Source organism: Phytoactinopolyspora endophytica, assembly GCF_004138495.1.
In the GTDB taxonomy this organism is placed as follows: Bacteria; Actinomycetota; Actinomycetes; order Jiangellales; family Jiangellaceae; genus Phytoactinopolyspora; species Phytoactinopolyspora endophytica.
Map to the genome: position 1 here is coordinate 221,839 of NZ_ML142851.1, position 1,864 is coordinate 223,702.

2 protein-coding genes are annotated in these 1,864 nt (G+C 64.8%); one reads left to right on the forward strand and one right to left on the reverse strand.

All coding sequences use genetic code 11. From position 1 onward, the window contains the following. On the forward strand, positions 1–543 hold a 543-nt coding region (locus ELR45_RS06895), incomplete at its 5' end, for a TetR/AcrR family transcriptional regulator (RefSeq protein WP_165367545.1). Positions 544–635: 92 nt separating this feature from the next. Here the strand turns inward: ELR45_RS06895 and ELR45_RS06900 are convergent. After that, complete coding sequence (locus tag ELR45_RS06900; protein WP_129664575.1) at positions 636–1,643, reverse strand: aldo/keto reductase; 1,008 nt, start codon at positions 1,641–1,643, stop codon at positions 636–638. Between the last annotated feature and the right edge of the window lie 221 nt (positions 1,644–1,864).

Here is a 1,864-nt window from a genome sequence, read left to right on the forward strand (position 1 = left end):
TCCGCCGACGACTGGGCCCAGGCCGCGCTGACGGCGATCCGCGAAGGCGGGCTGAAATCCGTTGCGGTGGAGCCGCTGGCGGCCCGTCTGGGCACCACAAAAGGCAGCTTCTACTGGCACTTCACCAACCGGCACGCACTCGTCGAGGCGGCCCTGCAGCTCTGGGAACAGGAGCACACCGAGGCGCTGATCGCCCACATCGAGGCCGACGCCGACCCGGCTGTCCGCCTGCGCCGGCTCTTCGCATTGGTGGTCGGATACAGCCGCAGTGATTCCACTGAGGTGGCGCTGATGGCGACGGCTGACGACCCGCTTGTCGCGCCGGTGATGCGGCGGGTCACGGAGCGACGCGTCAGCTACGTCGCGTCGCTGTTCGAGGAACTGGGCGTGCCGGCCGACCAGGCTCGGGGCCGGGCGTTGCTGGCCGTCAGCGTCTACCTAGGTCATGTGCAGCTCGCCCACGCCGCGCCGGACACCCTGCCCACCGGCCCCGAGGAATGGCAACGTCACATCGACGACATGAGCGACGCGCTGCTGCCGTAGTGGCGAATTTGAACCGAACGGGACTGATCAGATACGAGTTCAGGGCGCTATAGGCCACCAAACTCGTATCTGATCAAGGCCGCAGAGCGCGCCTACGCGCCGGCGGCGTCGAGACGGGCGAGCTGCTCCCCGGTGAGCTTGACGTCGAGGGCCGGCATGGCGGCGTCGTATTGCTCGAGTGTGCGAGGACCGATGATCGGCACGATCGTCGGAGACGTCTGGTGAAGCAGCCAGGCAAGGACCAGCTGGTTCGGAGTGGCATCGACCTCGGCCGCGATCTCCTCGACCACCTTGAGCCGGACATCGGCGTCTGGCCCTGCGTAGCTAGCCATCATGCCGTGGCCATCACGCTTGGCGGGGTCGTCGTAGATGCCCTTGAGGATCGGCGAGTAGGCGACCAGGGTGAGATCGTCGTGCGTCTGCAGATAGTCCAGCTGTTCGTCGTCGACGATCGAGATATGCCTCAGTCCGGCTTTGCGTCGCAGGTAGGAATGCTGCTGTTGGACGGCGACCGGTTGCGGCCAGCCGTGCTGCGCGCAGAGTTGGCGGATGCGCTCCAGTCGCCATGTCCGGACGTTGGACCAGCCGATGTAGCGCGCCTTGCCGGCCTGAACGATCCCCGCCAGCGCTTCCAGTGTCTCCTCGAGGGGCGTGGACTGGTCGTCGACATGCACGTAGTACAGATCGATGTGGTCGGTCTGCAAACGGCGGAGGCTGTCGTCGATCGACCTGCGCAGGTTGTCCGCGCCGGCGCCGTCGAAGCTCCGGTACGCGACTTCCCAGTCCGGTGTGCCCTTGGCCCATACCGCGTCCATGTCCTTGACGAGCGCGGTGCCCTTGGTGGCGAGGAACACCTCGTCGCGCCGACCGGTACGGGCGAACCAGTGGCCCAGTAGTTCTTCGCTGTGTCCGCCGTGGCTGCCCCGGTCGTTCCACCAGCAGTAGCAGTTGGCGGTGTCGAGAAAGGTGCCGCCTGCGTCCGCGAACTGGTCCAGCATCCGTACCGACGACGGCTCGTCGGTTGCGGTTCCCATGAGCATGCAGCCGAGCGCCAGCTGGCTGACCTGTTCTCCGGTGTGAGTGAGTTCGACAGTCTTCACATCTACTCCATGTTGCGGGTGTGCTGACAGCTTTGAACGCTATGAACTGGAGCGCACTCAAGGTCAAGACCGTGGTTCGAATGAACTCCAGGCGCCGTATCTTTCACACGCCGTAGAGGTGGGTTGATCAGATACGAGTTCAGTGCGCTATAACGCACTGAACTCGTATCTGATCAAGGAGCTCTAGGTCTAGGCCGCCCGATATGCAGCCTCGATCTCGG